This window comes from Kocuria sp. UBA1838 (assembly GCF_002338785.1).
In the GTDB taxonomy this organism is placed as follows: Bacteria; Actinomycetota; Actinomycetes; order Actinomycetales; family Micrococcaceae; genus Kocuria; species Kocuria marina.
Genome location: NZ_DDIY01000018.1, coordinates 64,175 through 89,737 on the forward strand (window position 1 = coordinate 64,175; position 25,563 = coordinate 89,737).

General features: G+C 69.1%; 18 protein-coding genes and 1 riboswitch. Of the genes, 17 read left to right on the forward strand and 1 reads right to left on the reverse strand.

The window, feature by feature from the left end; genetic code table 11:
- Nucleotides 1–4 precede the first annotated feature (4 nt).
- The gene (gene moaA / locus B3I25_RS11255; protein ID WP_082943125.1) at nucleotides 5–1,081 is read right to left on the reverse strand and encodes a GTP 3',8-cyclase MoaA; all 1,077 of its coding nucleotides are present in this window, start codon (nucleotides 1,079–1,081) and stop codon (nucleotides 5–7) included.
- A gap of 66 nt (nucleotides 1,082–1,147) precedes the next feature.
- Between moaA and glp the strand changes: the two genes are divergently transcribed.
- The 17 genes from glp (at nucleotide 1,148) to B3I25_RS11340 (ending at nucleotide 25,517) form a co-directional block, all read left to right on the forward strand.
- The gene (glp, locus tag B3I25_RS11260) at nucleotides 1,148–2,497 is read left to right on the forward strand and encodes a gephyrin-like molybdotransferase Glp (RefSeq protein WP_286739119.1); all 1,350 of its coding nucleotides are present in this window, start codon (nucleotides 1,148–1,150) and stop codon (nucleotides 2,495–2,497) included.
- Nucleotides 2,498–2,562: 65 nt separating this feature from the next.
- A complete protein-coding gene (gene moaC / locus B3I25_RS11265; protein WP_240505604.1) occupies nucleotides 2,563–2,991 on the forward strand; it encodes a cyclic pyranopterin monophosphate synthase MoaC in 429 nt (142 codons plus the stop codon).
- Nucleotides 2,988–4,166, forward strand: a complete 1,179-nt coding sequence (locus tag B3I25_RS11270; protein WP_193518902.1) for a molybdenum cofactor biosynthesis protein MoaE — start codon at nucleotides 2,988–2,990, stop codon at nucleotides 4,164–4,166. Before moaC ends, B3I25_RS11270 begins: the two co-directional genes overlap by 4 nt.
- Before the next feature lies 1 nt (nucleotide 4,167).
- A complete protein-coding gene (fdhD, locus tag B3I25_RS11275; RefSeq protein ID WP_064845229.1) occupies nucleotides 4,168–5,004 on the forward strand; it encodes a formate dehydrogenase accessory sulfurtransferase FdhD in 837 nt (278 codons plus the stop codon).
- Nucleotides 5,005–5,308: 304 nt separating this feature from the next.
- The gene (gene rplJ / locus B3I25_RS11280; protein WP_035959878.1) at nucleotides 5,309–5,842 is read left to right on the forward strand and encodes a 50S ribosomal protein L10; all 534 of its coding nucleotides are present in this window, start codon (nucleotides 5,309–5,311) and stop codon (nucleotides 5,840–5,842) included.
- 122 nt (nucleotides 5,843–5,964) lie between these two features.
- Nucleotides 5,965–6,351 (forward strand): 50S ribosomal protein L7/L12, encoded by a 387-nt coding sequence (gene rplL, locus B3I25_RS11285; protein ID WP_035959869.1) that lies wholly within the window; start codon nucleotides 5,965–5,967, stop codon nucleotides 6,349–6,351.
- Between the two features lie 158 nt (nucleotides 6,352–6,509).
- Nucleotides 6,510–6,643, forward strand: a riboswitch (glycine riboswitch).
- A gap of 162 nt (nucleotides 6,644–6,805) precedes the next feature.
- A complete protein-coding gene (gene gcvP, locus B3I25_RS11290) occupies nucleotides 6,806–9,709 on the forward strand; it encodes an aminomethyl-transferring glycine dehydrogenase (protein WP_286739124.1) in 2,904 nt (967 codons plus the stop codon).
- Nucleotides 9,706–10,851, forward strand: coding sequence for a glycine cleavage system aminomethyltransferase GcvT (gcvT, locus tag B3I25_RS11295; RefSeq protein WP_286739126.1), 1,146 nt, complete (start codon nucleotides 9,706–9,708; stop codon nucleotides 10,849–10,851). The genes gcvP and gcvT overlap by 4 nt, the downstream gene beginning before the upstream one ends.
- A gap of 134 nt (nucleotides 10,852–10,985) precedes the next feature.
- Nucleotides 10,986–11,729 carry an MBL fold metallo-hydrolase gene (locus tag B3I25_RS11300; protein ID WP_098054410.1) on the forward strand — a complete coding sequence of 248 codons (744 nt, stop codon included), beginning with the start codon at nucleotides 10,986–10,988 and terminating at the stop codon, nucleotides 11,727–11,729.
- Between the two features lie 239 nt (nucleotides 11,730–11,968).
- Nucleotides 11,969–15,478 (forward strand): DNA-directed RNA polymerase subunit beta, encoded by a 3,510-nt coding sequence (gene rpoB, locus B3I25_RS11305; protein ID WP_286739129.1) that lies wholly within the window; start codon nucleotides 11,969–11,971, stop codon nucleotides 15,476–15,478.
- Nucleotides 15,479–15,543: 65 nt separating this feature from the next.
- Nucleotides 15,544–19,434 carry a DNA-directed RNA polymerase subunit beta' gene (locus tag B3I25_RS11310; protein WP_286739130.1) on the forward strand — a complete coding sequence of 1,297 codons (3,891 nt, stop codon included), beginning with the start codon at nucleotides 15,544–15,546 and terminating at the stop codon, nucleotides 19,432–19,434.
- A gap of 268 nt (nucleotides 19,435–19,702) precedes the next feature.
- Complete coding sequence (locus B3I25_RS11315; protein WP_064845223.1) at nucleotides 19,703–20,479, forward strand: IclR family transcriptional regulator; 777 nt, start codon at nucleotides 19,703–19,705, stop codon at nucleotides 20,477–20,479.
- A gap of 188 nt (nucleotides 20,480–20,667) precedes the next feature.
- On the forward strand, nucleotides 20,668–21,867 hold the full coding sequence (locus tag B3I25_RS11320) for a 4-hydroxybenzoate 3-monooxygenase (RefSeq protein ID WP_064845222.1): 1,200 nt from the start codon (nucleotides 20,668–20,670) through the stop codon (nucleotides 21,865–21,867).
- Nucleotides 21,868–21,912: 45 nt separating this feature from the next.
- Nucleotides 21,913–22,725 carry a protocatechuate 3,4-dioxygenase subunit beta gene (gene pcaH / locus B3I25_RS11325; protein ID WP_064845259.1) on the forward strand — a complete coding sequence of 271 codons (813 nt, stop codon included), beginning with the start codon at nucleotides 21,913–21,915 and terminating at the stop codon, nucleotides 22,723–22,725.
- On the forward strand, nucleotides 22,718–23,290 hold the full coding sequence (gene pcaG / locus B3I25_RS11330; protein ID WP_064845221.1) for a protocatechuate 3,4-dioxygenase subunit alpha: 573 nt from the start codon (nucleotides 22,718–22,720) through the stop codon (nucleotides 23,288–23,290). The genes pcaH and pcaG overlap by 8 nt, the downstream gene beginning before the upstream one ends.
- The gene (locus B3I25_RS11335; RefSeq protein WP_064845220.1) at nucleotides 23,290–24,732 is read left to right on the forward strand and encodes a lyase family protein; all 1,443 of its coding nucleotides are present in this window, start codon (nucleotides 23,290–23,292) and stop codon (nucleotides 24,730–24,732) included. Before pcaG ends, B3I25_RS11335 begins: the two co-directional genes overlap by 1 nt.
- Nucleotides 24,729–25,517 (forward strand): alpha/beta fold hydrolase, encoded by a 789-nt coding sequence (locus B3I25_RS11340; protein WP_206398535.1) that lies wholly within the window; start codon nucleotides 24,729–24,731, stop codon nucleotides 25,515–25,517. Before B3I25_RS11335 ends, B3I25_RS11340 begins: the two co-directional genes overlap by 4 nt.
- Nucleotides 25,518–25,563 lie beyond the last annotated feature (46 nt).

The window sequence follows — 25,563 nt, forward strand, 5'->3', positions numbered from 1 at the left end:
GGTCTCAGCCCCCGATCGCGCTCATGCTGCGGTCGGGCTGGACGTAGTCCCCGGAGTCGAGGCCCGCGTGGTCCATCCCGTGGGCGCGCGGCTTGACCCACATGGCATCGCGCCAGCGTTGGGCGATGTCCCGGTCGGTTGCGTTCGAGCGCAACAGGTGCATCAGATCCGTCTCGTGGTGGGAGAACAGACACGAGCGCACGTGGCCGTCCGCGGTGATCCGAGTGCGCGTGCAGTCCTCGCAGAACGGTTCCGTGACGGACGCGATGATCCCCACGGTCCCCACCACGGTGTCCTGACCGCGTTCCCGCACGAGGTACTTCTCCGCGGGGGCGCCCGCGCGGGGTGCGGTGTCCGGGGTGATGTCGAAGTCCCGGGACAGGGACTCGCGGATCTCGGTGGCCGTGACCATGTTCTTCCGGGTCCAGCCGTGGTCCGCGTCCAGGGGCATCTGTTCGATGAAGCGCAGGGCGCAGTCGTGGTCCAGGGCCCAGCGCAGCAGCGCGGGCGCCTCGTGGTCGTTGATCCCGCGCATCAGGACGGCATTGAGCTTGACCGGGCTCATGCCCGCGTCCTGGGCGGCAGCCACGCCCTCGAGCGTTTGGGTGAGCCGCCCGCGGCGGGCGAGCTTCTCGTAGGTGTCCGCGCACAGGGTGTCCAGGGAGATGTTCACGCGGGTCATCCCGCCGTCCGCGAGGGCCTGGGCACGCCCGGCGAGTCCGATGCCGTTGCTCGTCATGGACACGGGGATCCCCGGCATGCGCTCGGTCAGGGCGGCCACGAGCTCCTCGAGATCGGGGCGGATGAGCGGTTCCCCGCCCGTGAGTCGGATCTCCCGCACCCCGAAGTCCGAGACGGCGATGGCGGCCAAACGCACGATCTCCGGGACCGTCAGCAACGATTCACGCGGCAGCCACTGCATGCCCTCCGCGGGCATGCAGTACGTGCACCGGAGGTTGCACTTGTCCGTGAGGGAGATGCGCAGGTCCGTGGCGGTACGTCCGAAGCGGTCCGTCAACGGCCCCTGCGTGGGCACCCCGCGAACGGGGAGGACATGGGGATTACCGAGGAAAACGGACATACCGTCCAGTGTAGGTGCTGCCCCCAGCACGGGCGGAACCCCCGGCGGGGTGGCTACCCTGGAGCCATGTCCCGCTGTATCGAAACGCACCAGCGCACGCTGGTCGAGTTGCTCAACTCGGCGTCCCACGACGACGCCGCACTCCTGCCCCTCACGCGCGCCGCGGGACGCGTGCTCGCCCGGGACCTCGTGGCGGAGGCGGACCTGCCACCGTTGGCGAACTCGCAGATGGACGGGTTCGCGGTGCGCGTGGCCGATCTGACCCCCTCCGTCCCGCCCCAGCCAGGGGATGTTGAAGGGATCGAACTGCCCGTCGCGGACGTGCGGCCCGCGGGTGCCCAACCGGCGCGGCACACACCCGGTACCGTGACCGCCGTGATGACCGGGGCCGTGCTCCCCGAGGGCGCGGACGCGGTGATCCCCGTGGAACGGGTGCGTCCCCCGCGCTTCGACGTCCCGGCCGTGACGATCAGCCCCGACGTCGCCCGGTCCGTCACCGAGGGCACCTTCGTGCGAGCGGCCGGGAGCGACGTCGCCCGCGGCGCCGTGGCGCTGCCCGCCGGAACGCGGCTGGGGGCTGCGGCGCTCGGTGCGTGCGCCGCGCTCGGACTGGGCCCGGGAACCGAGGTGTCCGTGCGCACCGGACCGCGTGTGGTCGTGGTAAGCGGAGGGGACGAGATCGCGCCCGACGGGCACGCGCCGCGCCCCGGGATGTACCACGACGCCAACGGCCCCTTGCTGGCCGCGTGGTTGTCCGAGGCGGGCGCCGAATCGGTGACCCGGGTCCGTGTGGACGATGACCCGGACGCCTTCGTGCGAGCCCTGGATCACGTTGTCACCGAGGCACGACCCCACCTCGTGATCACGAGCGGCGGGATCAGCGCGGGCGCGTTCGAGGTCGTGCGCCAGGGCCTCGAGCGGGAGGGCCGGGACACGTGGTTCGGCCACGTGGCCATGCAACCGGGAGGCCCCCAGGGACACGGCACGTTCCGTGGCGTGCCCGTGATCTGCCTGCCCGGTAATCCCGTGAGCACGTGGGTCTCGTGCGAGGTCTTCGTGCGTCCCGCGCTCGCGGCCGCGTGGGGGTGTTGCCCGTCGCCGCGGTGGTTCACGGCCGAATTGGGCGAGGCGGTTCGACCGCTGGACACCAGGACCCAGCTGCGCCGCGGGAGTATGGAACACCCGGGGGACGGAACGGTCCCGCGCGTGCGTCTCGTGGGGGGAGCGTCGTCGCACCTGCTGAGCGCCGCCGCCCATGCGGACGTCCTGGTGCGCATCCCGCCCGGAGAGCACGAACTCGCTGCCGGGACGACCGTGGCGGTGCTGCCGGTGGACGGCGGCGTGCTGCCCGCGGACGACGACCCGGTGCCCGCGGGCGCAGCAGACGGAACGGAACGAACAGGAGAGCCAGCGTGAGCGAACGAGAGCCGGAGCCCGGACAACAGCACCTGACACACGTGCGGGAGGACGGCACGGCGCACATGGTGGACGTGAGCGAGAAGGCGGTGACCTCGCGCGAGGCCACCGCCCAGGCCGTGCTCATGACCCGCCCGGACGTGATCGACCTGCTGGCCTCGGGGGGGCTGCCCAAGGGGGACGCGCTCGCCGTGGCGCGCGTGGCCGGGATCATGGCCGCCAAGCGCACCCCGGACCTCGTGCCCCTGTGCCACCCGCTGCCCCTGAGCAAGGTGACCGTGGACCTCACCCCGCGTGAGGACCGCGTGGTGATCGAGACGACCGTGCGCACCCGCGGTGTGACCGGCGTGGAGATGGAGGCCCTCACTGCGGCGAGCGTGGCCGCGCTGACCCTGTACGACATGATCAAGGCCGTGGACAAGGCCGCCACGATCACCGACACCCGCGTGCTCGCCAAGTCCGGCGGCAAGAGCGGCGATTGGAGCGCCCGATGAGTGAGCACGCGGATCCGGCCCACGGCCGTCCCTCCCGTCGACACGAGGTAGGCGACACCCACCTGGAGGGGCGCAGCGCCGTGGTGGTCGTGGTGTCCAGCTCGGCGGCCTCGGGCACGGCGGAGGACCGCTGCGGGCCGCTACTGCGGGACTGGTTGCGGGGCCGCGGCCTGGACGTGACGCTGCGCGTGATCCCGGACGGGCCCGAGGTCCTCGAGCTGCTGCGCAACCTCACATCGGCGTCCGGGCCTGCCGCCCCGCGGTTCGTGATCACGACCGGGGGCACCGGACTGAACTCGGACGACGTCACGCCCGAGTCCACGGCCCGGGTGCTGGAGCGCGAGTCGCCGGGGATCATGCACGCGCTGTGGAGCGCGGGGCTGCAGAAGACCCCCACGGCCGTGATGAGCCGCGGGGTCGCGGGGCACACCGGCCAGACCTTCATGGTGAACCTCCCGGGCTCGCGCGGGGGCGTCAAGGACGGGATGACCGTGCTGGACCCCCTGCTGGACCACATCAGCGCGCAGCTCGAAGACGTGCACGGTCACGGGGAGGACCGCTCCGTGACGCGCTCCGCGCAGGGGGAGGTCGTCCCCGCGGCGGTCCCGGACTCCCCGGGCCACGCCGAGCGCACGGACGTGCCCGGCCATGACGCCGCCCCCGCCGCGGGCACGGTCGGCGCGCGGGTGCCCGCAGCGGCGGCGTCGTCGTCCGACGACGACGACGCGCCGGGCGCCGAGCCCTCGGCGGGCGAGGTGCTGCTGGCGCTCGTCACGACCGACCCCCTGGATGCGGCCGAGGCGCAGCGTGCGGTCCAGCATCCGCGGTGCGGGGCGGTCGTCGGGTTCAGCGGCGTGATCCGCGACCACGACGGCGGCAAGGACGGTGTCACGGCGCTTGAGTACAGCGCCCACCCCAGCGCGGGCGAGGTCATGCGGGACGTGGTCGGTGAGATCGCGAGCGCCCACCCGGACGTGCGCTTGTGGGCCGCGCACCGGATCGGCGCGCTCGCCGTGGGGGACAGCGCGCTCGAGGTGGCCGTGGCCGCGGGACACCGTCGCGAGGCGTTCGAAGCGTGCGCGCAGCTCGTGGACCTCATCAAGGAACGCGTGCCCATCTGGAAGCGGCAGAGCTTCGAGGACGGGCAGCACAACTGGGTGGGGCTGGACGCCTGAGATGGCCGCTCGGATCATCGTCCCCGCCCGCGTGCGCACGTTCGACGCCCACGGGGAAGTGCGCGCGGGTCCGGACCGGCTCGCGGGGGAGGAACCCCTGGAGATCCGGCTGAACGGGCAACAGTTCACCGTGACCATGCGCACGCCCGGGGACGACTTCGAACTCGTGACGGGGCTGCTGCTGAGCGAGGCCGTGATCACGGAGGTCTCGCACATCGTGAAGATGGACTACCGCTCGGGCGTGGACCAGGACGGGCACCGCACGTACAACGTGGTGGACGTCCGGCTCGCACCGGCGGCCCCGGGGCCGCGCGCGGACGCCCAGCGCCAGGTGTTCACATCCTCGTCGTGCGGGGTGTGTGGCACGCCGTCGTTGGACGGGGTGGTCAAGTCCTCCGCGTACCCCGTGGCGCACCCGCGTCCACTCGTCACCGCGGCGCGGCTCGTGTCCCTGCCGGATGAGTTGCGGGAGCACCAGCGGGTCTTCTCCGCCACGGGCGGGGTGCACGCGGCGGCGCTGTTCCCCGTGGGCCGGGACGAACCCCTCGTGGTCCGGGAGGACGTGGGCCGGCACAACGCCGTGGACAAGGTCATCGGGTGGGCGGTGCAGCGAGGACTGCTGCCGCTGCACGAAGCGGTCCTGCAGGTCTCCGCTCGGGCGTCGTTCGAGCTTGTGAGCAAGGCCGCCATGGCCGGGATCCCCGTGCTCTCCGCGGTCAGCGCACCCTCCGCACTCGCCGTGACCCACGGGCGGGAGCGCGGGGTCACGGTCGTGGGGTTCAACCGCAAGGGCCGGTGCAACGTCTACACCCACCCGGAGCGCATCACGGGGGAGTGAACCGGGCCCTGACGATTTGATGGGCACCCGCGCCCCGCTGATTTGGTGGGCACCGCGCCCTGGGGTACGATGGATGTACCAAAGACCGCCGGTCATCACGCGTGCCCCGGTACGCGCGATCTAAGAGGTTCCCGGAAACGTGAACCGTCCAGCGCAGGTGAACCAGCACGAATCCCGCTCCTCAAAACCGCATCTTCATGCGTGTGATCAGGACGTGGTCTCGAGCCCCGGGCATCTGCGCGGGGCTTTTTTCGTGTCCTCGTACGGGACGCGGGCCGGCACCCACATGTAAGGAAGGAGCACCATGGCGAATCCTGAAAAGGCTGCCGCGGTTGCGGAGTTGAAGGAATTCTTCTCCAACTCGCACGCTGCCGTCCTGACGGAGTACCGCGGTCTCACCGTGGCTCAGCTGAAGACGCTGCGCCGTTCCCTCGGTGAGAACGCCGAATACGCCGTGGTGAAGAACACGCTCACCGCCATCGCGGCTCGCGAGTCCGGTATCGACGCGTTCGAGGGCAAGCTCACGGGCCCCTCGGCCATCGCGTTCGTCTCCGGTGACGCCGTCGAGGCCGCCAAGAGTCTGCGTGACTTCGCCAAGGACAACCCCCAGTTGGTCGTCAAGGGCGGTTACCTGGATGGCGTCGCGATGGACGAGTCCGAGATCAAGAAGCTCGCGGACCTCGAGTCCCGCGAGGTTCTGCTGGCCAAGGTCGCCGGCGCCGCCAAGGCGTCGATGTCCAAGGCTGCTGCGCTGTTCCAGGCCCCGCTGTCCAAGACCGTGCGCACCGCCGAGGCCCTGCGCGCCAAGCTGGACGAACAGGGCGAGAACGCCGCCTGATCCCTTCGGGGACCCGGTTGCGGGGTCCCGGGCGAGCGCCCGGGAAACACCCGTGTTCTTCCCACGCACACCTCGCCGGCGCCACCAGCACCGGCACCACGTACAAGTAAGGAGCCAATACCATGGCTAAGCTGACCACCGAAGAACTCATCGAGGCCTTCAAGGAACTGTCCCTCATCGAGCTGTCCGAGTTCGTGAAGGCGTTCGAGGAGACCTTCGACGTCACCGCTGCCGCCCCCGTGGCCGTGGCCGGTGCCGCTCCCGCCGGCGGCGACGCCGGTGGGGCCGAGGAGGAGAAGACCGAGTTCGACGTCATCCTCGAATCCGCCGGTGACAAGAAGATCCAGGTCATCAAGGAAGTTCGCGGCCTGACCTCCCTGGGCCTGAAGGAAGCCAAGGACCTCGTGGACAGCGCTCCCAAGGCCGTCCTCGAAGGCGCCACCAAGGAAGCCGCTGACAAGGCGAAGGAAGCCCTCGAGGGCGCCGGCGCCTCCGTCACTGTCAAGTGATCCACGGCGCCTCGTGCGCCCGCCGTGTCCCGTGACGTGACCCCCGGGTCCGTCCGGCACGACATCCCCGCGAAACCCCGCACCGATCATCGGTGCGGGGTTTCGCGCATTCCCCGTAGCGGTGTGATGTGCGAAACTGTGTGTGACCATCTGGCCGTCACCGTACGGCGGGAGAGCATGGCGGATCCTCGTGAGCCGGAACCACGTGAACCGGTACCGCGGGCATCGCGCCATCGCCGAAGGAGCAAACCCTCCCCGGGAATCTCTCAGGCACCCGTACCGCCGCACCGGGCCACTCTGAAGAGCTCACCCCTGTCACGGGGAGAGCACCGACGGGGCAGGTCGACGGGCGCGAGTTGCTGCGCCCGCCGGCGAAATCTCTCAGGTTGCGATACAGAGCGGGGAGGACTCACCGGGCCCTCGCGCGCCCACAAGCAGCCCAGGAGACCCTCGTATGTCCTTCCTGTCACGCCACATCGGCCCCGACGCCGATGACATGGCCGTCATGTTCCGCACCGTGGGGGTAGCCAGCCTCGACGAACTGATCGACCGCGCCGTCCCCGAGAGCATCCGTGTCCGGGACGCCCTGGACCTGCCGGAACCCCTCGACGAGCCCGAGGCCCTCGCGGCCCTGCGCTCGATCGCTGCGCGCAACACCGTGATGCGCCAGATGATCGGGCAGGGCTACCACGACACCGTGACGCCCGCCGCGATCCGACGCAACATCCTGGAGAACCCCGGGTTCTACACGTCCTACACGCCGTACCAGCCCGAGATCTCCCAAGGCCGGCTCGAGTTGCTGCTCACGTTCCAGAACGCGGTGATCGACCTCACCGGCCTCGAGGTGGCCAACGCGTCCCTTCTGGACGAGTCCTCCGCCGTGGCCGAGGCCGTGCTCATGATGCGCCGCGCCAACCGCCGATCCAAGAGCCTGCGCGTGCTCGTGGACAGCCGCAGCCTGCCCCAGACCCTCGCCGTGCTCACGGGCCGCACCCGTGCCGCGGGTATCGAGCTTGTCACGGCGGACCTCGGTGATCCCGACGCCGCCGCGCGGGCGGTCTCGGAGGGTGACGTCTTCGGCGTCGTCGTCGCGCAGATCGGTGCGGACGGGGACGTCACGGATCCCACCGCGGTGATCGACGCCGCGCACGAGGCGGGCGCGCTCGTGACCGTGAGCACCGACCTGCTCGCCTTGACCATGCTGCGCAGCCCGGGTGAGCTGGGCGCGGACATCGCGGTCGGTTCGGCCCAGCGCTTCGGGGTGCCCCTGTTCTTCGGGGGCCCGCACGCCGCGTTCATGGCGACCCGCAAGGGTACCGAACGCTCCCTGCCGGGGCGCATCGTGGGGGTGTCCACCGATTCCTCGGGCGCACCCGCGTACCGGCTCGCGCTGCAGACACGTGAGCAGCACATCCGACGCGAGAAGGCGACCTCCAACATCTGCACGGCGCAGGCCCTGCTCGCGATCGTGGCCGCGGCCTACGCGGTGCACCACGGTCCCGTCGCACTGCGCGCCCTCGCCGAGCGGCTGCACGGTCTCGCCACGGAGCTCGCCGCCGGGTTGCGGGAGCGCGGGATCGACGTCGCCCACGAGCGGTTCTTCGACACCGTGACCTTCTCCGCGCCGGGCCGGGCGGACGGCATCGTGGCCGCGGCCGCGGACCGCGGGATCAACCTCCGTCGCATCGACCAGGACACGGTGGGCGTGAGCTTCGGTGAACCCCATACGCAGCGGGACGTCCAGGACGTGCTCACCGCGGTGTCCGAGGCGTGCGGCGCGCGCACCTCGGACTCCGGGGAAGCCGCGAGCGCGGACGCACTGCCGGACGAGTGGCTGCGCACGGACGAGTACATGACCCACCCGGTCTTCCACACGCACCGCTCCGAGACCTCGCTCATGCGGTGGCTGCGCGAACTCTCCGACAAGGACCTGGCGCTGGACCGCACCATGATCCCGCTGGGCTCGTGCACCATGAAGCTCAACGCGGCGGCGGAGATGGAACCCATCTCGTGGCCCGAGTTCGCGAGTATCCACCCGTTGGCCCCTGCGGATCAGACCCGGGGCTGGACCGAACTGATCGAGCAGTTGCAGACATGGCTCGCGGAGATCACCGGCTACGCGGCGGTGTCCGTGCAGCCCAACGCCGGTTCGCAGGGTGAACTCGCGGGTCTGCTGGCCATCCGGCGGTACCAGCTGGCCCGCGGCGAGGGTCAGCGCAAGACGATCCTCATCCCGTCCTCCGCGCATGGGACCAACGCGGCGTCGGCCGTGCTCGCGGACCTCAAGGTCGTGGTCGTGGCGACCGCCGCGGACGGCACGATCGATCAGGCGGACCTCGCGGCCAAGATCGAGGCGGTGGGGGACGAGCTCGCGGGCATCATGGTCACCTACCCCTCGACCCACGGCGTCTACGACACGGACATCACCGAGGTGTGCGCCGCGGTACACGACGCCGGTGGTCAGGTCTACGTGGACGGCGCGAACCTCAACGCGCTCATGGGGCTGGCACGGCCCGGCCGCTTCGGCGGGGACGTCTCCCACCTGAACCTGCACAAGACCTTCTGCATCCCGCACGGCGGCGGCGGGCCCGGTGTGGGTCCCGTGGCCGTGGCTGAACACCTCGTGCCGTACCTGCCGGGCAACCCGGCGGACGCGGACCTGGACGAGCACGGCGCGGGCTTCCCCGTGGCGCAGGCTCCCTACGGTTCCGCGGGGGTTCTGCCCATCACGTGGATGTACATCGCCATGACGGGCGCGCAGGGGCTGACCGAGTCCACGCGCACCGCGGTGCTCGGGGCCAACTACATCTCCCGCGCGCTCGCGGACGTGTTCCCCACGCTGTACACCGGGGACGGCGGGCTCGTGGCCCACGAGTGCATCCTGGACCTGCGGCCCATGACCAAGGCCTCCGGCGTCACGGCCGAGGACGTGTGCAAGCGCCTCGTGGACTTCGGATTCCACGCGCCCACGCTCGCGTTCCCGGTCGCCGGGACCCTGATGGTCGAGCCCACCGAGTCCGAGGGCCTCGAGGAGCAGGACCGGTTCATCGCCGCGATGCGCACGATCCACGCGGAGATGCAGGAGATCGCGGACGGCACCGTGTCCCTCGAGGATTCCGTGATCCGCAACGCCCCGCACACCGCCCAAGTGCTCACCGCGGACGAGTGGCAGTGCGCCTACCCGCGCTCGCAGGCCGCCTACCCGGCCGCGTCCCTGCGCCGGGTCAAGTACTGGCCCCCCGTGGGCCGGATCGACAACGCCGCGGGGGACCGCAACCTCGTGTGCGAGTGCCCGCCCATCGAGGCGTTCGACGCCGCGTACAACACCGCAGCAGTAGCACAGGGGGAGACTCGATGAGCGAGCAGCACACCGCACTGTACGAGGCCCACGAGCGGTTGGGGGCGCGGTTCACCGACTTCGGTGGCTGGACCATGCCCGTGCGCTACGCGAGCGACACCGCCGAGCACCACGCGGTGCGCCGCGGCGCCGGGATCTTCGACCTGTCCCACATGGGGGAGGTCTCGGTCTCGGGTCCGCAGGCCGGCGCGTTCCTGGACTACGCCCTCGTGGGTGTGCTCTCCGGGCTCACGGTGGGCCGCGCCAAGTACTCGATCATCGTGGACGAACAGGGCAGGATCCTGGACGACCTCATTACCTACCGTACGGACGAGGACGAGTACCTCGTGGTGCCGAACGCGGGCAGCCAGGAGACGGTCGTGCGTGCGCTCCAGGAGCGCGCCCAGGGCTTCGACGTGCGCGTCACGGACAACGGTCCGGCGACGTCGCTGATCGCCGTCCAGGGTCCGCGCGCCCTCGAGGTGCTCGAGGCCACGCGCTTGGAACCGGCCGAGGACGTCGCCGCGCTGAAGTACTACGCGTGCGTGCGCGCACGCTGCGCGGACGTGGCCGTGCTCGTGGCCCGCACCGGGTACACGGGCGAGGACGGTTTCGAACTGTACTGCGACAACCAGGACGCGCCCGTGCTGTGGGACGCGCTCCTGACGACCGCGGCCGAGCTCGGCACGGAGGAGGCCCCCGTGGGAGCGGCGGGTCTCGCGGCGCGCGACTCCCTGCGGCTCGAGGCCGGGATGCCGCTGTACGGTCACGAACTGTCCACGGAGATCACCCCGGTCGAAGCGGGACTCGGCAAGCTCGTGGAGATCGCCCTGCGCAAGAAGGCGGAGGCCGGCACCACCACGGTTGGCGGGGACGTGCTCGCGGCGATGCTGGAAGGCACGCCCGAACGCACCCTCATCGGTCTGGAGGGCCTGGGTCGCAAACCCGTGCGCGCGGGCTACACCGTGCACGTGGGGGAGCGCACCGTGGGTGAGGTGACGAGCGGGCTGCCCTCGCCCACGCTGGGCAAGCCGGTGGCCATGGCGCTCGTGGCCACGGACGCCGTCGACGGGATCGACGCCGGTGAGGTGAGCGTCCAGGACGCACGCGGGCGCGCCGTGGAGGTCACGCGCACCGCGCTGCCCTTCTACAAGCGGTCCTGAAGGGTGGTGTGGGGAGCGAGCCGCCCGGAGTAGTCTCTAGGCAGGCCCGCTCCGCCGTGCACGTTCCGAGGACCGCGCGGGCCGGTGAGGGTCCCGCCCCGTGTGATCGGGGCGGGACGGACAAGGAGAACGACGTGTTCCTGCGCGACGCCGCCCCCGGGATCCATATGATCCAGAACCACAACGTGAACTGCTATGTCCTGGAGGACTCGGACGGCCTCACGGTCGTGGACGCCGGTCTGCCCAGGGTGTGGAACGAACTCGGGTGGGCCGTGCGCGAACTCGGCCACGCCCCGGAGGACATCAAAGCGCTCGTGTTGACCCATGCGCACTTCGACCACGTGGGGGTCGCCGCGAAACTCGTGGACCGGCTCGGGATTCCCGTTTACGCCCACCAGCGGGACAAGCACCTCGCGGCACACCCTTACAGCTACGCGCACGAGAACCCCACGGCCGTCTACCCGCTGCGTCACCCGCGCGCCGTGCCGATCCTCGCGTCCATGATCGCCGGTGGCGCCGCGATGGTGCGGGGCGTGACCGTGACCCGCGAGCTGACCGCGGGGGAGACCGTCCCCGTCCCGGGCCGCCCGCGGGTCGTGTTCACCGCGGGCCACACGTACGGGCACTGCGCGCTGTACGTCCCCACAGCGGACGCCGTGATATCGGGGGACGCGCTCGTGACCCTGGACCCCTACTCGGGTCTCACGGGCCCCCGCATCGTGGCTCGCGCCGCCACCGCGGACAGCGCGATGGCCGTGGAATCCCTCGCCGCACTCGAGGTCACGGGAGCCACCCTGGTGCTGCCCGGACACGGCGACCCGTGGCGTGAAGGCGTGGGACGCGCCGTCGAGCTGGCCCGGGAGAACGGGGTCGCCTGAGGGTGCGCCGCCCGAGGGGCGGGCATCCTACGGCCCGGACGGGATTTCGTCCAGCACCGGTGTGGACAAACGGGCGCAGTTCGCCTAAGCTGGTACTTTGCGTTGTCCCTTATGCATGCGTGCCTTCATATAGCGGTGGGCGCCGCAGGGGCGGTTGTCGACGAGCATCGAAAACCGGCCCCTTTTTCTCTCCCCGGGAACCTCGCGTATTCACTGCATGTCTGTGGAAGGATCACATCTTGGTCGCCTCGAGCACCGATACGAACGTCTCCGCCAACCACCCCACGAGTGATAACACTCCTCGCCGCGTTTCCTTCGCGAAGATCCACGAACCGCTGGACGTCCCCAACCTGCTCGCTCTGCAGACCGACAGCTTCGATCGGCTGGTCGGCAACGAGCGCTGGCAGGCACGCGTGGTCGAAGCCCAGGAGACGGGTGACACCAGCGTTCCCACGACCTCCGGTCTGTCCGACATCTTTGAGGAGATCTCCCCGATCGAGGACTTCCAGGGCACCATGTCCCTGTCCTTCTCCGAGCCGGAGTTCTACGACCCCAAGTACACAATGGTCGAGTGCAAGGACCGCGACGCGACCTTCTCGGCCCCGCTGTACGTCAAGGCCGAGTTCATGAACAACAACACGGGCGAGATCAAGCAGCAGACCGTGTTCATGGGCGACTTCCCCCTGATGACCGAGAAGGGCACGTTCGTGATCAACGGCTCCGAGCGCGTCGTCGTCTCCCAGCTGGTGCGTTCCCCGGGTGCCTACTTCGAGAAGGGCCAGGACCGCACGTCCGACAAGGACATCTACTCCGCCAAGATCATCCCGTCCCGCGGTGCGTGGTTCGAGCTCGAGATCGACAAGCGCGATCAGGTGGGTGTGCGCCTGGACCGCAAGCGCAAGCAGTCCGTGACCGTGCTGCTCAAGGCGCTGGGCTGGACCGAGTCCAAGATCCTCGAGGAGTTCGGCGAGTTCGACTCCATCCGCGCGACGCTGGAGAAGGACACTACGGAGACCCGCGAGGAGGCGCTGCTGGACATCTACCGCAAGTTGCGCCCGGGGGAGCCGCCCACGGTGGACGCCGCCCAGTCCCTGCTGGACAACATGTACTTCAACCCCAAGCGCTACGACCTCGCCAAGGTGGGCCGCTACAAGCTCAACCGCAAGCTCGGTCTGGACAAGCCGTTCACGGACTCGGACGCCTCGGTGCTGTCCCTCGACGACATCGTCGCCATGATTCGCTACCTCGTGACCCTGCACGACGGCGGCTCCACCATGCCCGGTACGCGTGACGGCGAGGCCCGTGAGATCCACGTGGACGTGGACGACATCGACCACTTCGGCAACCGTCGCATCCGCGCGGTGGGCGAGCTGATCGAGAACCAGATCCGCACGGGTCTGTCCCGCATGGAGCGCGTGGTGCGCGAGCGGATGACTACCCAGGACGTCGAGGCGATCACGCCGCAGACCCTGATCAACATCCGCCCGGTCGTGGCCGCGATCAAGGAGTTCTTCGGGACCTCCCAGCTGTCGCAGTTCATGGACCAGAACAACCCGCTCGCGGGCCTCACGCACAAGCGTCGTCTATCCGCGCTGGGTCCCGGTGGCCTCTCCCGCGATCGCGCGGGCATGGAGGTCCGTGACGTGCACCCCTCGCACTACGGCCGCATGTGCCCGATCGAGACGCCGGAAGGCTCGAACATCGGTCTGATCGGTTCGCTCGCGACCTACGCGCGGATCAACCCGTTCGGTTTCATCGAGACGCCCTACCGCCGCGTCGTGGACGGCACCGTAACCAACGACGTCGTCTACCTCACCGCGGACGACGAGCGCGGGCTCACCATTGCGCAGGCCAACGCCCCTTTGACCGACGACGGTCGCTTCGCTGAGGATGCCGTCCTCGCGCGTGCCTCCGACGGCTCGGGTGAAGCGGTGCTCGTGGCCCCCACGGACATCGAGTTCATGGACGTGTCCCCGCGCCAGATGGTGTCGGTGGCCACCGCCCTGATCCCGTACCTCGAGCACGACGACGCCAACCGCGCGCTCATGGGCGCCAACATGCAGCGTCAGGCCGTGCCGCTGCTCACGTCCGAGGCGCCGCTCGTGGGCACCGGTATGGAGCGCTACGCCGCCCTGGACGCCGGCGACTCGGTGCTGGCCACCAAGTCCGGCGTGGTCGAGGAAGTCTCCGCGGACCTCGTGACCGTCCTGAACGACGACGGCACCACCAAGCTCTACCCGATCAACAAGTTCGTGCGCTCGAACCCGGGCAACACGTACAACCAGCGCGTGATCGTCTCCGAGGGCGACCGCGTGGAGCCCCGCACCGTGATCGCGGACGGGCCCTCCACCGACCACGGTGAACTCGCACTGGGCAAGAACCTGCTGATCGCGTACATGTCCTGGGAAGGCCTCAACTACGAGGACGCCATCATCCTGTCCCAGCGCATGGTCTCCGAGGACGTCCTGACGTCCATCCACATCGAGGAGCACGAGATCGACGCCCGCGACACCAAGCTCGGTGCCGAGGAGATCACCCGTGACATCCCCAACGTGTCGGAAGAGGTGCTCTCCGCCCTGGACGAGCGAGGCATCATCCACATCGGTGCCGAGGTCCAGGCCGGTGACATCCTCGTGGGTAAGGTCACGCCCAAGGGCGAGACCGAACTGACCCCGGAGGAGCGGCTGCTGCGCGCGATCTTCGGTGAGAAGTCCCGCGAGGTCCGTGACACCTCCCTCAAGGTTCCCCATGGGGAGTCCGGCACCGTGATCGGTGTGCGCGTGTTCGACCGCGACGACGAGGACGACGACCTCCCGGCCGGCGTCAACCAGGTCGTGCGCGTGTACGTGGCGCAGAAGCGCAAGATCACGGACGGCGACAAGCTCGCCGGTCGTCACGGCAACAAGGGCGTCATCTCCAAGATCCTGCCCATCGAGGACATGCCGTTCATGGAGGACGGCACCCCCGTGGACGTGATCCTGAACCCGCTGGGCGTGCCCGGTCGTATGAACCTGGGCCAGGTGCTCGAGGTCCACACCGGCTGGCTCGCCAAGCAGGGCTGGAACATCGAGGGCGACCCCGAGTGGCTGCACGGTCTGAGCAACTTCCCGAAGTCCACCGGTCCCACTAACGTGGCCACCCCGGTGTTCGACGGCGCTCGCGAGGACGAGATCTTCGACCTGCTGGACCACACCAACCCCACGCGGGACGGTGACCGCCTGATCGGGCGTTCCGGCAAGGCCAAGCTCTACGACGGCCGTTCCGGTCAGCCGTTCCCGGACCCCGTGTCCGTGGGCTACCAGTACATCTTGAAGCTCCACCACCTGGTGGACGACAAGATCCACGCGCGCTCCACCGGCCCGTACTCCATGATCACCCAGCAGCCGCTGGGCGGTAAGGCGCAGTTCGGCGGTCAGCGTTTCGGTGAGATGGAGGTGTGGGCGCTCGAGGCGTACGGCGCGGCCTACACCCTGCAGGAACTGCTCACCGTCAAGTCGGACGACGTCCACGGCCGCGTCAAGGTGTACGAGGCGATCGTCAAGGGCGAGAACATCCCTGAACCGGGTGTGCCCGAATCCTTCAAGGTGCTCATCAAGGAAATGCAGTCCCTGTGCCTGAACGTGGAGGTCCTCTCCGCGGACGGTAACGCGGTGGAAATGCGTGATTCCGAGGACGACAGCTTCCGGGCTGCGGACGAACTCGGTATCGACCTCTCCCACTCCGAGCCCAGCTCGGTCGAAGAGGTCTGAGACCCCTCTCGTTCATCGATCAGCCCGAACACACTTCAGGATTTTAGAAAGAGGGACAGGACCTTATGTCCAACGATTCTTCACTGGGCCTCATGCGTATCGGCCTCGCGACCGCGGATCAGATCCGCGGCTGGTCCTACGGCGAGGTCAAGAAGCCCGAGACCATCAACTACCGCACGCTCAAGCCCGAGAAGGACGGCTTGTTCTGCGAAAAGATCTTCGGCCCCACCCGGGACTGGGAGTGCTACTGCGGTAAGTACAAGCGTGTGCGCTACAAGGGCATCATCTGCGAGCGCTGCGGCGTGGAGGTCACGCGCGCCAAGGTGCGTCGTGAGCGGATGGGTCACATCGAGCTCGCCGCTCCCGTGACCCACATCTGGTACTTCAAGGGCGTGCCCTCGCGCTTGGGATACCTGCTGGACCTCGCCCCGAAGGACCTCGAGAAGGTCATCTACTTCGCGGCGTACATGATCACGTCCGTGGACGAGCAGGCCCGTCACGACGACCTGCCCAACCTGCAGGCCGCGATCGACCGTGAGAAGAAGCAGCTCGAGGACACCCGCGACGCGGACATCAACGCGATCGCCCGTGAGCTCGAGAACGATCTCGCGCGCGTCGAGGAAGAGGGTGGCAAGGCCGCCGAGAAGCGCAAGCTGCGCGACTCCGCGGACCGCCAGATGGCGAACGTGCGCAAGCGCGCCGATCGCGAGATCGACTACCTCGAGAAGGTCTGGGACCGCTTCAAGAACCTCAAGGTCAACGACCTCGAGGGCGACGAGGCCCTGTACCGCCAGATGGTGGACCGCTACGGCATGTACTTCGAGGGCTCCATGGGCGCCGAGTCCATCAAGAAGCGCCTCGAGACCTTCGATCTCGCTGCCGAGGCCGAGGCCCTGCGCGAGACCATCGCCACTGGCAAGGGCCAGCGCAAGACCCGTGCGCTCAAGCGCCTCAAGGTTGTCAACGCGTTCCTGACCACGGACAACTCGCCGCTCGGCATGGTCCTGGACGCCGTCCCGGTCATCCCGCCGGAACTGCGCCCCATGGTCCAGCTGGACGGCGGCCGCTTCGCGACGTCCGATCTCAACGACCTCTACCGTCGTGTGATCAACCGCAACAACCGCCTCAAGCGGCTGTTGGACCTCGGTGCGCCCGAGATCATCGTGAACAACGAGAAGCGCATGCTCCAGGAGGCCGTGGACTCGCTGTTCGACAACGGCCGCCGCGGTCGCCCGGTCACGGGCCCCGGCAACCGTGCGCTGAAGTCGCTGTCCGACATGCTCAAGGGCAAGCAGGGCCGCTTCCGTCAGAACCTGCTGGGCAAACGCGTGGACTACTCCGGTCGTTCCGTGATCGTGGTGGGCCCGCAGCTCAAGCTGCACCAGTGCGGGCTGCCCAAGCAGATGGCGTTGGAGCTGTTCAAGCCCTTCGTGATGAAGCGCCTCGTGGACCTCAACCACGCGCAGAACATCAAGTCCGCCAAGCGGATGGTGGAGCGCTACCGCCCGCAGGTGTGGGACGTGTTGGAAGAGGTCATCACGGAGCACCCCGTGCTGCTCAACCGCGCACCGACCTTGCACCGTCTGGGCATCCAGGCGTTCGAGCCGCAGCTCGTGGAGGGCAAGGCCATCCAGCTGCACCCGCTCGTGTGCGGCGCGTTCAACGCCGACTTCGACGGTGACCAGATGGCCGTGCACCTGCCGCTGTCTCCGGAGGCGCAGGCCGAGGCGCGTGTGCTGATGCTGTCCTCGAACAACATCCTCAAGCCCTCGGACGGCAAGCCGATCGCCCTGCCCTCGCAGGACATGATCATCGGCCTGTACCACCTCACCACCGTGCGTGAGGGTTGGGCCGGGGAGGGCAACAGCTACTCCTCCGTGGCCGAGGCCATCATGGCCGCGGACTCCGGTGAGCTGCACCTGAACTCGCGCTGCAAGATCGAGCTCGAGGACTTCGTGCCGTACGCCGGGTGGGAAGCGCCCGAGGGCTGGGAGCAAGGTCAGCCCGCCGTCGTGGAGACCACGCTTGGTCGCGTGCTGTTCAACGAGACGCTGCCTGCCGACTACCCGTGGGACGAGAACGTCGCGGACAAGAAGCACCTGTCCGCGCTCGTGAACGACCTCGCAGAGCGTTACCCCATGACCCAGGTGGCCAAGACCTTGGACAACCTCAAGGACGCCGGCTTCCACTGGGCCTCCCGATCGGGTGTCACCGTGGCCATCTCGGACATCGCCACCCCGCCGGAGAAGCCCGCCATCATGGAGGGCTACGAGGCGCAGGCCGCGCGGATCCAGGGCCAGTACGACAAGGGTCTGATCGACGACGACGAGCGCCGCTCCGAGCTCATCGACATCTGGTCCAAGGCCACCGATGAGGTCGCCGAGGCCATGCGCAACAACCTGACCGCCGGGAACACGATCAACCGGATGGTCTCCTCCGGTGCACGTGGTAACTGGATGCAGGTGCGTCAGATCGCGGGTATCCGTGGTCTGGTGGCGAACCCCAAGGGCGAGATCATGCCCCGACCGATCAAGTCCTCCTACCGTGAGGGCCTGTCCGTGTTGGAGTACTTCATCGCGACCCACGGTGCGCGTAAGGGCCTCGCGGACACCGCTCTGCGTACCGCCAACTCGGGTTACCTGACCCGTCGACTGGTGGACGTCTCGCAGGACGTGATCGTGCGAGAGTCCGATTGCCAGACGGTGCGCGGGTTGACCCTGCCGCTCGCGGACATCACCGACACCGGTGTGCGCACGCTGCACGAGGACATCGAGAACACGGTGCACGGCCGCGTGCTGGCCAGCGCCGTGGCGGACGAGAACGGCGAAGTGCTTGCCGAGGCGGGCGTGGACATGTCCGACGCCATGATCAACAAGCTCTACAACGCCGGTGTGGACCAGGTGCGCGTGCGCTCGGTCCTCACGTGCGAGTCCGCCGTGGGCGTGTGCGCCGCGTGCTACGGCCGTTCGCTGGCCACCAACCAGTTGGTGGACATCGGCGAGGCCGTGGGCATCGTGGCCGCCCAGTCCATCGGTGAGCCCGGTACCCAGCTGACCATGCGTACGTTCCACACCGGTGGTGTGGCGTCCTCGGACGGTGACATCACGCAGGGTCTGCCCCGTATCCAGGAGCTGTTCGAGGCCCGCACGCCCAAGGGCGTGGCCCCAATCTCCGAGGTGGCCGGCCGGATCCGCATCGAGGACACGGACAAGTCGCTGAAGATCGTGGTGGTCCCGGACAACGGTGACGAGGAGTTCGCCTACCCGGTGCTGCGCCGCGCCAAGCTGCTCGTCGCGGACGGCGATCACGTGGAGGTCGGTCAGCAGCTCGTGACCGGTGCCGTGGACCCCAAGGAGGTACTGCGCATCCGCGGTCCTCGCGAGGCGCAGAAGCACCTCGTGGATGAGGTCCAGGGCGTGTACCGCTCCCAGGGCGTGGGCATCCACGACAAGCACGTGGAGGTCATCGTGCGCCAGATGCTGCGGCGCGTGACCATCATCGAGTCCGGCGACACCTCGTTGCTGCCGGGTGAGCTGGTGGACAACGTGCGCTTCCTCGAGGCCAACCGCGCCGCGGTGGCGGAGGGCAAGCGTCCCGCGGCCGGGCGTCCGGAGCTCATGGGCATCACCAAGGCCTCCCTGGCCACGGACTCGTGGCTGTCCGCCGCGTCCTTCCAGGAGACCACCCGTGTGCTCACGCAGGCCGCCATGGAGGGCAAGTCGGATCCGCTGCTGGGTCTGAAGGAGAACGTGATCATCGGTAAGCTCATCCCCGCCGGTACCGGTCTGGAGCGGTACAACAGCGTGGACGTGGAGCCCACCGAGGAGGCCAAGGCCTCCATGTTCACGGATCCCTCCGCGTTCACCGATTTCAGCTACGCCGAGGAGAACGCCGGGGGGCTCGGTTCCGAGTTCCATGCGATCCCCCTGGACGACTACGATTTCGGCGGTCACTGAGCCGAGTAGGCGTGTGATCTGAGAGCCCGGGTGGGCTTCCCTTCGGGGAGGGCCACCCGGGCTCTCGCGTACCCGGACCCGTTCCGGACGACGGCGCGGTACCCGGCCACCGCGCCCCGGTTGCGACCGACCCGAACGCGTTCGTCCCGGTCGCGGCCACCCTCGCCGCGGCTTCGTGCCGGGAGAGGCACGGCCGCGGGGTCGTAGGCTGAAGCGGGCAAGGATCCCGCGGTTCGGCTTTCGCGGGAGCCATGAACGGAGGCGAAGCATGGCCAACTCGGCGTCCGGTGAATCACTGATCACCCGGTTCGATCGCGTCCTGGACGCGTTCGGCCCCGCACGTCCCGAGCTGACCTTCCGCGAGATCTGCGCGGCCACCGGGTTGCCATCCTCCACGGTGCACCGGATCCTGGGGGACATGAAGCGCGCGAGGTGGCTCGAGTCCGGTTCCGCGCAGACCTACCGGGTGGGGACCCGGTTGTGGGAGCTCGCGTCCCGCGCGGCATCCGCCGAGAACCTCGCAGCGGTCGCGATCCCGTTCATGTCGGACGTGCACGCGGTGCTGCGCCAACACGTGCACGTGGGGGTGATCGAGGGCCACGACGTCCTGTTCGCCGAGCGGATCGCCGCGAGTGACTCGGCGGTCCCACTGCGCTCGATCGTCGCCGGACGCCTTCCACTGCACCGCTCGGCCACGGGTCTCGCCCTGTTGTGCCACTGTTCGGACGAGTTCATCGCGCAGTACCATGACGCCGCCGCGGCGCGGGCGGTCGCGGATGAACCGGGCGGTGCCCTCGTGGGCAGGGAACGCTTCGCGGCGGACCTGCGGGTCTTCGCGCAGCGCGGTTATGCGATCCAGCGCGAACGCATCGACGAGGGCAGTGGGGGAGTGGCGGTCCCGCTCAAGGTCCCCCCGGGGCACCGCGCAGCGGCCCTCGGAGCGGTGCTGCCCCTGAGCGACATGCGAGATCCGGACGTCTCGGCCATCGTGCAAACGTTACGGGTTGCCGGCCACGGGATCTCCCGCGCCCTGGGGGCATTCTGACAACCCCTTGTGGGTGATCTTCGCGGGAAACACCTCCGCCCAAGGCGCAACGGGGAGCCGCGTACCGGCCGCAGCGATGTCGTACCCCGCGTCACAGGCGCGGCCCCCGTCCCATTGAACGGAATCAATGAGATACGCGCCATGTGGCTCCAACATAATGTGACCCACGACGTGCGCAAGGAGGACACATGCTCGAGGAGCGAACGATCATCGACACCCAGGTGGCCATCGTGGGGGCGGGGCCCGCCGGACTGATGCTCTCCCACCTGTTGCACCGGGCCGGGATCGACAACGTGGTCGTGGAGAAACGCAGCCACGACGAGATCGCCAACACCCACCGTGCGGGCATCCTCGAAGCGGGGACCGTGCAGATGCTCGCCGAGACCGGCGTGGACGGGCGCGTGCTGTCGCACGGCCACGAGCACGAGGGCACCGTGCTGCGCTTCGAGGGCGAGAGCCGTCGCATCGACTTCCAAAAGCTCGTGGGTCAGTCCGTGTGGCTGTACCCCCAGAACGAGGTCTTCGTGGATCTTGCGGCGGCGCGCGAGCGCGACGGCGGTGACGTGCGCTGGGAAGTCACGGACACCGAGGTCCGGGACCTGACCACGGAGCAGCCCACGGTGCTGTGCACCACCAAGGAGGGCGAGAAGCTCGAGATCCGTAGCCGCCTGCTCGTGGGCGCGGACGGTTCCAAGGGCATCTGCAAGCGTCAGATCCCGCAGGACGTGCGCACGGACAATTTCATCGAGTACCCGTTCGCGTGGTTCGGGATCCTGTGCGAAGCGCCGCCGTCGGCACCCGAGCTGATCTACGCGAACTCGCAGTACGGTTTCGCGTTGATCTCGCAGCGCAGCGACACCGTGCAGCGCATGTACTTCCAGTGCGACCCCAATGAGAACGTGGACGACTGGGACGACGAGCGGATCTGGACCGAGTTGCAGCGGCGCATCGACGGCCCGGACGGGTTGCAGCTGCAGCGCGGGCCCATCTTCGACAAAACCGTGCTGCCGTTCCGCTCGTACGTGTGCGAGCCCCTGCGCTACGGGAACATGTTCCTGGTGGGGGACGCCGGGCACACCGTGCCGCCCACGGGCGCCAAGGGTCTGAACCTCGCGTTCTGCGACGTGCGGGTGCTCGCGCCGGCGATCATCGAGTTCTTCGGTTCCGGTGACGAGCGCGGGTTGGCCGGGTACTCCGCCAAGGCCCTGGACCGGATCTGGAAGGCCCAGAACTTCTCGTACTGGGTCACCAACCTGATGCATATCCAGCCGGGGGAGAACCCCTTCAACATGAAGCGCCGCCGGGGCGAGTTCGAGACCGTCACGAACTCCACGTACGGCTCGGGCTACTTCGCCGAGTCATACACCGGCTGGCAGGACCGCACCTGAGCACACCGGACCCAGACTCCGATCCACTCACCCGAGGAGATGATCATGACCACCGAGAACGACGACACCTTCGACCCGCCGTACGTCAAGGACGCGGACGACGCCGCCGACACCCAGAACCAGCTCAACGACGAGATGGCCGCCATCAGCAAGCAGTACGAGAAGGCCGGCACGGAGGAGACCCAGCCTCGTCTGGACTACGCCCCGTACCGCAGCTCGATCCTGCGTCACCCCACCAAGGACCCCCGCCACGCGGACCCGGAGACCATCGAGCTCTACGCGCCGGCCTTCGGCCAGCGGGACGTGCACGCGCTGGAGTCGGATCTGACAATCCAGGACGGCGGCGAGCCCATCGGTGAGCGGATCCGGATCTCCGGGCGCATCCTGGACGGCGACGGCCGCCCCGTGCGCAACCAGCTCGTGGAGATCTGGCAGGCCAACGCCGCCGGTCGCTACATCCACAAGCGCGATCAGCACCCGGCCCCGATCGACCCGAACTTCACGGGCGTGGGCCGCTGTCTGACCGGTGACGACGGTTCCTACTCGTTCATCACCATCAAGCCGGGCCCGTACCCGTGGAAGAACCACCTCAACGCGTGGCGCCCCGCGCACGTGCACTTCTCGCTGTTCGGCACGGATTTCACGCAGCGCATGATCACCCAGATGTACTTCCCGGGTGACCCGCTGTTCGCGTTGGACCCCATCTACCAGTCGATCGTGGACCCCAAGGCGCGCGAGCGTCTCGTGGCGGACTACGACCACGACATCTCCGAGCACGAATGGCTGCTCGGCTACCGCTGGGACATCGTGCTGAGCGGTTCGAACCGAACCTGGACGGAGGACGACAGCAATGTCTGAGAACACTGAGCGCCTGGTGCCCACCCCGGGCCAGACCATCGGACCCTTCTACGGCTACGCGCTGCCCTACGAGGGCGGGGAGTTCCTCGTGGACCGTTCGCACCCGAACGCCGTGCGCCTGCACGGCACGGTGTATGACGGCCACGGCACGCCGGTTCCGGACTCCATGCTCGAGATCTGGCAGGCGGACGAGAACGGCCAGGTCTCGCAGGAGCCCGGTTCGCTCAAGCGGGACGGCTACACCTTCACCGGTTTCGGCCGCGTGGCGGTGGACAACGTGGGGCACTACGACTTCACCACGGTCAACCCCGGCCCCACCGAGGACGGCAAGGCCCCGTTCATCTGCCTCACGGTGTTCGCGCGCGGTCTGCTGAACCGACTGTTCACCCGCGTGTACCTGCCCGAGGATACGGACGCACTGACCAACGATCCGCTGCTGTCCTCGCTGTCCGAGGCCGAACGCGCCACGATGATCGCAGAGCGTCAGTCGGACGGCTCGTTGCACTTCGACGTGCACCTGCAGGGGGACCGCGAGACCGTGTTCCTGGCCTACCCGGGGATCTGATGATCTTCACCGGTCTTCTCACTCCGGGGAGCCACCGAGCCGCAGAGCTCGCCGACGACCGTGCCGTGGCCCGCGCGATCCTCCGTGTGGAGGACGCGTGGGTCGCGGCCCAGTCGCGGTCCGGGCTCGTTGCGCCCGACGCCGCTCGGGCGGCCCACGCCGCAGCTGAAAGCGTGGCGCTCGACGAAGCGGCCTTGAACGACCTCGCGGTCGCGTCCGAGGGCGGAGGCAATCCCGTGATCCCCCTGCTCGCGGCCTACCGTGCAGCGGTCACCGAGGAGAACGGCGCGCCGATTAGTGCGGTGCACGCCTCGTTGACCAGCCAGGACGTCATGGACACGGCCCTCGCGCTGGTGATGCGTGACGTCCGCTCGAGCATCCTCGCGCACCTCGCCCGCACGGGGGACGCTCTCGCTCGCATCGTGGCTGAGCACCGCGACACCGTGATGGTCGGACGGACCCTCACCCAGCACGCACTCCCCATTTCTTTCGGTCTCAAGGCCGCCTCGTGGCTCGCAGCGGTCGACGACGCCGTGGACGCCGTGCTCGCCGCACGGCTTCCCGTGTCGTACGGCGGGGCGTCCGGGAGCCTGGCCGCCACGATGGCCCGCTGCTCCGACGGCGCAACGTCGGAGCAGACCTTCGGGCGGGTCACCGATTTGCTGGGCCACTGGGCGGACGAGCTCGGCCTGGAGCTGCCGAACGGTGTGTGGCACACCGACCGCGTGCCGGTGCTGCGGGTCGCGAGCGGCTACGCGCAGACCACCGCCGCACTGGCCCGCATGGCCAACGACGTCCTCATGATGTCCCGGCCGGAGGTGGGGGAGCTGCGCGAACCCACCGCGGAGGGGCGAGGTGTTTCCTCGGCCATGCCGCAGAAGCAGAACCCCGTGCTGAGCGTGCTGCTCAAGCGCACGGGCATCGCGGCCCCGGGGCTGCTGTCCCAGGTGTTCGCGGGTGCGAGCGCCGCGGACGACGAACGCCCGGACGGCGGCTGGCATGCCGAATGGGCCGCGTTGCGCGAGCTCGCGGTACTGGCGACCGCGGCGTCGTCGCACGCTGCCGAGCTGGCCGGGGGGCTCACGGTGGACACCGAGCGCATGGCGCAGAACCTCGAGCGCGCGGGAACGGGCGTGATGGCGGAACGGCTGAGCGCGGCACTCGCGCCGGTGCTGAGCGAGCGCGAGGTCAAGAACGCGAAGCAGCGCGTGCAGGCCGCGGTGCGCGCCGAGCCGTGGGACGCGGACGCGCTCGCGAGCGCCCTGGCGCGGGAGATCGCGGCGGAAGAGGACCCGACTCTGCCCGAGGGAGTGTCCGTCGGGGATCCGCAGTCCGTGACCCGCTGGGTCCGGAGCCTGCTGGACCCGCGCGGTTACCTGGGCGCGTCGGGCGAACTGTGTGACCGGGCCGTGGCCCGGCACGAGGAAAGGACGACGGCATGACGGTTCCCGCACCGGGACTCGTGGAATTCACCCGACCGCAGGACCTCGCGGAGGGTGCGCCCCTCGTGGTGCTCGGCCCCGCACTGGGCACCTCGGTCACCCATCTCTACGCGGCCGTGGCCCCGCTGCTGGCCGAGCGGTTCCACGTGATCGGCTGGGACCTTCCGGGCCACGGGGTCAGCGATCCCGCGCAGGAATTCACGCTCGGAGAACTCGCCCGCGCCGTGGCGGACGCCGTCACCGAGCACACCGGTGCGCGGTCGTGGCACATGGCGGGGACCTCGATCGGGGGAGCGGCGGTGCAGCAATTGCTCGCCCAGGATCCCGAGCGGGTGGCGTCCGCGGCGTTGATCGCCACGAGCAACTACTTCCCGGACCCGCGGATGTGGCGCGAGCGCGCCGAGCTCGTCGCGAGTGCCGGCACACCCACCCAGGTGATCGAGTGTGCCAAGGCGTGGTTCGCCCCCGATTTCCTGGCCGAGCACTCGGAACGCGGGACCCCGTTGCTGCACGACCTGCAGGGGACGGACCGGTTCAGTTACGCCGCGGCCTGCCGTGCGCTGGGTGGTTTCGACCTGCGGGAGCGCACGCGCCCAGCGTCCGTCCCCACCGCAGTCGTGGCCGGTGCGCAGGACGCCATGGTGGGGCCCGACGTCGCCCAGGGTCTCGCGGACGCGCTGCACGCGCTCTGTGAGGTCGTCGACGACGCCGCCCACCTCGTACCTGTGGCCGCACCCGAGCTCGTGGCCCACACGATCGCGGAGCTCGTGGCGGCCGCGCGCTGACGCGGTCCACGCGCGCTCGATCGATCCGCGGCACCCGCGGGGAGCC